The following is a 6744-nucleotide window of genomic DNA, read 5'->3' on the forward strand; positions in this document are numbered from 1 at the left end:
CTGGCGGGCGAGGCAGCGGGCCGCCTCCCGGCCCACCATCTCCCCATTGATATCCACCGAGATGTAGGGATCGGGCAGGCCGAGCAGGAGGGGCTCAACGTCGGCACCGATCACCGCGACCTGCTCGGGAATGCGCAGGCCAAGCTGGTGGCAGACGTGGAAGATCGAGCGGGCCCACAGGTCGTTCACGGCGACGATGGTCAGCGGATGGCGCCATTGGCCCAGCCAGATCCCGATAGCCTGCCGCCGGCTGATTGGGGTGGTGGCGTTCGCGCAGAGGGACCTCGGCATGGCGGTGATCGGCAGTGCCGGGCAGATCTCGGCGAGGCGCCCGCGCAGGGCTTGCTCGCGTACCTGCCAGAATGGCAGGTCGGTGCCCATCAGCACCACGTGCTCCATGTGGCGGCACAGGCAATGTTCGGCGATCAGACGGCCGATGGCGGCGTCATCGCAGGTCACGGTAGGCAGCAGGCCCGGCACTGCGCAGCGCACCAGATTGACGGCCGGCTTGCGCAACCTGGCGCAGGCGCGGGCCTCTTCGGCCGTGAAGGCGCACGCCACCAGGCCGTCGAAGGAAGCGAGTTCATCCGGATAGGTAAAATCATTCAGGTTGCGGAAATACAGGTGCCAGTCGAGTTCAAGGGCAGCGTGGGCGAGCAGGCCGCGGATGGCGTCCTGCTCGTAGCGGCAGTAGGAGGGCAGGCAGACGGCGATGGCGGGCATCACCGTGCAGCTTGCCTTGATATGGCCCTGCGCCATTGGCCGCTGCGAAGCACGGGGCGAGCGCATCATCCACAACTGCTCTGGGGCTCCGCCCAATGCTGTTAAGCTAAGCCAGCCTGGGACCGCGCGCCGCTGGCGCGCTCGGGTTGGCGAGCCGACGATCATTGCCCCTGGCGCGCGGGCCGCGCGCGGTCCCAGGGCTCATTGCCCCTTAGCATTACAGCATTGGGCTCCGCCCCTGCGGCCCTGTGGGCCTGTCCCCGCTGCCTTTGTCGCAGCTCGGTTTCGTCGCTGCCGCTCCGAAACCGTGGGCGGATGGGCTTCGCCCATTGTATCCGCCCACCGCCGCTCGGCAGCCGCCCCATCACTGCGCGACGGGGCCCCATGGCCCGAGTGGTTACCGCGGCTATAGGATCCGCCACAGTCCTCGGGCGCGCTCGCCAGCCAGGCCTGGCAGTTCGGGACAGTCGGCATCGATAGCCCGAAGGGTGACGGTGTGCTGCCGGTCGTTACCGGACGGGGGCCTGGAACATGGTGGCGCCAGGACAGGAATCCGGAGACCGACACCTGCACGGCCCAGCCTCAGTCCCGCAACGATATGCGACGGTCCAGTTGGCTCTCCTTGAGCATGAGCGCCTCTAAATCCAGCCAGTTTCGCATATCCTGTCCCGGGACGGAGCCGTGATCAATGTACAAGAAGTAGGCCGTCTCGGTCAATGAGTCCGCAGTGGGCTCGAATTCAGTTTCCCAGTACTGCCCATCAATTGCCGCAGCGAGCTGTGATGTGTCGCTGACGTCGTTGTCGCGGTTGTGATGCATTGATGTGTGCTCCATGCCTGCATTATAAATCGGCATCCGTTGCTCTATATAGGGTGCTATGCTGATGAGGCTTGGACCTGGTTGGCTTCCAGACACTCTAAGAGTCTATCTCCGACAGACTCCTAGCTGCGCTTGATCCTCAATTGAACAGGGCGCACGCATCGGGATGGGACAGGAGTGGGCGCAGCCGGTCGCCAGAGCTGCCGGCGCGAGCTCAGCCAGAGCGGTGCTGGCGCCGCCATGATCCGGGCGTGACCCCGGCGACCTGGCGGAAGACCACGCCGAGACGGTCGGGGCCGGAGAAGCCGACGCGCTGCGCGATGTGCTCCAGCGGCAGATCGCTGTGCGCAAGCAGCTCCTGGGCCCGGGCCACGCGCTGACGGCGGATCTCGTCGAGCGGGGTGCGCCCGAGGGTGGCGCTGAACAGGCGTTCGAGGCTGCGCCGCGGCATCCCGGCGGCCCGCGCCAGGGCGCCGACGTCGAGCGGGCGATGGAGGTGGGCGCGCAGGTGGGCGAGGGCCGCAGCGAGATGCGGATCGTCGCCGCCGCCCTCGTCCGAACTGGCCCGCGTCACCACCCCGGCCGGCGGCACCAGCACGCGGCCCGACGAGGCCTCGGCGACCAGGGCGAGGGCGGCGCGGGCGATGCGCTCGGGGTCGAGGCGCAGGCGCGAAAGGCCCGGCGCGCGCGGCGCCGGCAGCCCGCCGTCCTCGATGCCGAGCAGCAGGACGTCGCGGGGGACGGCCAGGCCGGCGGCGGCGAGGTGGGTGAGGGCCGCCGTCTCGGCCGCCGCCCCGTCGGCGAAGACGCCGACCAGGCCGCCACCGCCACCACTTCCGGCCAGGCGTCCGGCGGCGATGCCCAGGGCTCCGGCGGCGATGGCGAAGCCGCGCAGGCGCAAGCCGTCCGTCGCCGGCCCGGCATAGCGCAGGTCGCGGGCGCCAAGGGCGGCGAGGTGGCGGGCCGCCGCCGCGCCGATCGCCAGGTCGTCGACGCCCACCGTGCCGGCTCCGGCGCGCAGGCTCCAGCCGCCGTCGGGCCCGCGCTCCAGGGCCACGACCGGCCCGTCGCCGCCCGGGCGCAGGCTCCAGCCCGCGGGCAGGCAGCGGCGCAACGCCGCCTCGATGCCACGGGCGAAGCCGTCGCCCGCATCAAGCTCCGGGACCAGGCTGACGTGGCGTAAAGCGAAGGTCATGATGGCGCAATGGTGGGCTACCGCCCCGGCTCCCGCAAGCCTATACTGCCGGCATGAGCATCATCGGACTCGACATCGGCGGGACGAAGTGCGCGGTCACCCGGGCGACCGACGCTGGCGTGATCGAACGGACCATCCGGTTCCCGACCACGGACGCCCTGGCGACCCAGGCGCGGCTCTGGGAGACGGTGACCGAGCTCGCGCCGGGCCCGGCCCCGGTCTTCGGCATCAGCTGCGGCGGCCCCCTCGACAGCACCGCCGGCCTGATCCTCTCGCCGCCCAATCTGCCGGGCTGGGACCGCGTGCCGGTGTGCGCCGAGCTGGAGCGGCGCTTCGGCGGCCGCGCCTTCCTGATGAACGACGCCAACGCCGGAGCCCTGGCCGAATGGCAGTTCGGCGCCGGCCGCGGCGTCCGCAACCTCGTCTTCCTCACCTATGGCACCGGCATGGGCGCCGGGGTGATCTGCGACGGCCGGCTCTTCGAGGGCGCCAACGGCAACGCCGGCGAGATCGGCCACGTCCGCCTCAGCGCGGAGGGCCCGGTCGGCTACAACAAGGCCGGCAGCTTCGAGGGTTGGTGCAGCGGCGGCGGCATCGGCCGCCTCGCCCAGGCCGAGGCGCGCAGGCACGGCGGGCGGGTCGCCTTCAACCCGGGACGCATCGAGGAGATCAGCGCCCGCCACGTGGTGCAGGCAGCCGAGGCCGGCGACGCCCTGGCCGCCGACCTGCTGGCCGAGTCCGGACGCCGCCTGGGCCAGGCCCTCGCCATCGTCATCGACGTGCTCAACCCCGAGGTCATCGTCCTGGGCTCGGTCTACAGCCGGGCCCGGCGCTGGCTCGAACCGCACATGCGCCCGGTGCTGGAGGCCGAGGCCCTGCCCGGCTCCCTGGCCGTGTGCAAGGTCGTGCCCACCGCCCTGGGTCCGGACATCGGCACCTGGGCCGCCATCGCCATCGCCGTCTACCAGGCCGGCGGCTTCGCCCGCGAGGTGCGCGGAGCCGTCGACTCGGCCCTCGCCCCTTTGGCAGTCGAGGCTGAAACATGAGCAACGACCATCTCGCCGCTCTGCTCGCCCGCCGCCCCGAACTGACTGCACTGTCAGATGACATTCGCGCTGCGCACGAGTTGTTCCTGCGCTGTTATCGCGGTGGCGGAACGTCGTTGTTGTGCGGTAACGGCGGCAGCGCGGCTGACGCTGATCATTGGGCTGGAGAACTGCTCAAGGGTTTTGAATCACGTCGTCCGCTGCCCGCCGCGCAACGCGTCGGCTTGGATCCTGACATCGTTAGCAAACTGCAGTGCGGACTGCCAGCGATCCCGCTGACTGGTTTCCCAGCTCTGCGCAGTGCCGTGGCGAATGACATCGATCCCCAATTGGACTTCGCCCAGCTCGTGCAGGCATTTGGCCAGCCGGGCTGGCTCTTCGTTGGCATCAGCACCTCCGGTAACGCGCGAAACGTCTGCGCCGCGGCGGAGGTAGCGCGGGCCCGCGGCCTCTACGTACTCGGTTTAACTGGAATGAGCGGCGGCCGCCTTGCCACACTGTGCGACGTCTGCTTGTGTGCGCCGAGTACACGCACCTGCGAAGCGCAGGAATACCATCTACCTATTTATCATACCTTATGCCTGCTCTTGGAGGATGCGCTGTTTGGCGCATGATATGCCCGTGACAACCTCACCTATGCACCAATCCCTCGACGGAGCCTGGACCCTGCGTGGTGGTCCCGGTGCCACCGTACCGACGCGTCCTGAGGACCTCTCCGGCTTGACCCGACTGTCCGCCATCGTGCCGGGCAATGTCGAACTCGCTCTGCATGCCGCTGGCCTCGCTCCTGATCCGCTGGTCGCGCCCAACACGTGGGCCTACGTCCGCTTTGAAACCTGGGCCTGGTGGTACGAGCGCACCTTCACGTGCTCGGCCGAGATGTTGGCGGCCTGGAAAGTCGAACTGGTGCTCGACGGTCTCGACTGTCTGGGTTCGGTGTGGCTCAATGGTGTCCACCTCGGCGACACGGCCAATGCCCTGATCGTCCATCGCCTCGACGCGACTACCGCGCTGCGCTCTGGCGAGAATCATCTGTGCGTTCGCGTTAGCTCCGGCCTACGCGAGGCCAGGGCCGCTGGACTCGGACCAATTGCAACCACGCACCAGACCACCGGCTTCGAATCGCTGCGCCTGCGCAAGGCGGCGCACCAGTTCGGCTGGGACATCATGCCCCGCCTGCTCTCGGCCGGCCTGTGGCGTTCGGTGAGCCTGGAAGCGGTGCGCAGCCACGCCGTGACCGACGCCTATTGGACCACCCTGGAGGCCGACGCCGACGCGCGCAGCGCCACCGTGGTGGTCGACTGGAGCCTCCGCCTGCCCGACGAGGGCTGGGAGCTCTGGAAGCTGCGCGTCCTGCTCGACGGGGCGGTGGTCGCCGAGGCCGGGGTCTGCGCCGGCCGCGGCCGCCGCATCCTGCGGCTGAAAGACGTCGACCTGTGGTGGCCGCGCGGCTGGGGCGAGGCCCGCCTGCACCAGGCCCGCCTGGAACTGTGCGACGGCTCCGGCTTGATCGTCGACGCCCACGAGACGGCGATCGGCCTCCGCACCGTGCGCCTGCGCCGCAGCGAGGCGCTCAGCGGCGCCGGCGAGGGCGACTTCGGCCTGGAGGTCAACGGCGCGCGCTTCTACGCCCGCGGCACCAACTGGGTGCCCCTCGACGCCTTGCACAGCCGTGACGCCCAGCACCTCGACGCGGCCGTGGCGATGCTCGCCGAGCTGGGCTGCAACACCGTGCGCATGTGGGGCGGCAACGTCTACGAGTCTGAAGCCTTCTACGACTGGTGCGATGCCAACGGCATGCTGGTGTGGCAGGACTTCGCCTTCGGCTGCGGGGTCTATCCGCAAGACGACGCCTTCGCCGCGGTGGCGGCCGCCGAGGCCGCCGCCGTGGTCCGCCGCCTGCGCAACCGCCCCTGCCTGGCCCTGTGGTGCGGCTCGAACGAGACCGACCAGGCGGTGGCCTGGGCCTGGCCCGGCCAGCGCCTCGATCCCAACCGTGACCGCATCACCCGCCAGGTCCTGGCCCAGGCGGTGGCCGACCACGATCCGCTGCGCGACTACCTGCCCTCCTCGCCCTACCTCAGCCCGGCGGTCCAGGCCGGCGGGGGCCAGCCCGAAGACCACCTGTGGGGTCCGCGCGACGACTTCAAAGGCTCGTATTACACCGCCTCGCCGGCCCGCTTCGTCTCCGAGATCGGCTACCACGGCTGCCCCTCCCGGGACAGCCTGGAGCGCATGCTTGCACCTGGCACCGCGCTGTGGCCCGTCGTCGGCAACCCGGCCCTATTGCCGCTGGCGGTCAAGCCGTTGCCCGGCGAGGTCGGCTACGACTACCGCATCGCCCTGACCGCCCGCCAGGCGGCCCAGCTGATCGGCCGTGAGCCGCGTGACCTCGACGAGTTCATCGCCGCCTCGCAGCTATCGCAGGCCGAGGCGCTGAAGTTCTTCATCGAGACGTGGCGTGCTGGCAAGGGCAGGACCTGGGGTCTGCTGTGGTGGAACCTGCGCGACGGCTGGCCGATCATCAGCGACGCGGTGGTCGACTGGTACGGCGGGCGCAAGCTCGCCTACGGCGCGATCAAGGCCTGCCAGCAGGACGTCGTCGTGCTGGTGCAGGATGCGGTCAGCGGCCACCACCGCGTCCTCGCGGTCAACGACACGCGGCGGCCCCTGTGCCTTGAGGTGGCCATCGACCAGTTGGGCGGAGGGAAGCTGTGGTCGGGCACGGTCAGCGTCCCGGCCAACGCCACCGCCGAGGTCTGCGGCCTGCCGGCCAGCATCACCGAGGTGCGCTGCTGGCGCCTGCGCTGGACGGGCGATGCCGCGGGGGCCAACCACTACATCGCCGGAGCGAGGCCCTGGCCGCTGGAACAGCTGAGCGCCTGGTACAACGAACTCGCCCTGGGACAGTCATGATCACCATCCACCGTGTCTTCCACGCCCACCTCGATCCGGTGAGGA

Annotated in this window: 6 protein-coding genes; 3 read left to right on the plus strand and 3 right to left on the minus strand. The window is 70.0% G+C overall.

Features of this window, described 5'->3' with window-relative positions:
* From RMO97_RS09460 to RMO97_RS09470, 3 genes are all read right to left on the minus strand, one after another.
* A partial coding sequence (locus tag RMO97_RS09460) for a substrate-binding domain-containing protein (RefSeq protein ID WP_310540608.1) occupies positions 1–759 on the minus strand: 759 nt, incomplete at its 3' end.
* Positions 760–1305: 546 nt separating this feature from the next.
* Positions 1306–1578 carry a hypothetical protein gene (locus RMO97_RS09465; RefSeq protein ID WP_310540609.1) on the minus strand — a complete coding sequence of 91 codons (273 nt, stop codon included), beginning with the start codon at positions 1576–1578 and terminating at the stop codon, positions 1306–1308.
* A gap of 178 nt (positions 1579–1756) precedes the next feature.
* Positions 1757–2737, minus strand: coding sequence for a helix-turn-helix transcriptional regulator (locus tag RMO97_RS09470; RefSeq protein ID WP_310540610.1), 981 nt, complete (start codon positions 2735–2737; stop codon positions 1757–1759).
* 53 nt (positions 2738–2790) lie between these two features.
* Here RMO97_RS09470 and RMO97_RS09475 point away from each other — a divergent pair, with 53 nt between their 5' ends.
* The 3 genes from RMO97_RS09475 to RMO97_RS09485 all read left to right on the plus strand — a co-directional run bounded on the left by RMO97_RS09475 (position 2791) and on the right by RMO97_RS09485 (position 6699).
* Positions 2791–3783: an ROK family protein gene (locus RMO97_RS09475; protein ID WP_310540611.1), complete on the plus strand. Its 993-nt coding sequence runs from the start codon at positions 2791–2793 to the stop codon at positions 3781–3783.
* A complete protein-coding gene (locus RMO97_RS09480; RefSeq protein ID WP_310540612.1) occupies positions 3780–4397 on the plus strand; it encodes an SIS domain-containing protein in 618 nt (205 codons plus the stop codon). Before RMO97_RS09475 ends, RMO97_RS09480 begins: the two co-directional genes overlap by 4 nt.
* Before the next feature lie 106 nt (positions 4398–4503).
* Complete coding sequence (locus tag RMO97_RS09485) at positions 4504–6699, plus strand: glycosyl hydrolase 2 galactose-binding domain-containing protein (RefSeq protein ID WP_310540613.1); 2196 nt, start codon at positions 4504–4506, stop codon at positions 6697–6699.
* Positions 6700–6744: the final 45 nt, after the last annotated feature.

This window comes from Phenylobacterium sp., assembly GCF_031425575.1.
GTDB lineage: Bacteria > Pseudomonadota > Alphaproteobacteria > Caulobacterales > Caulobacteraceae > Phenylobacterium.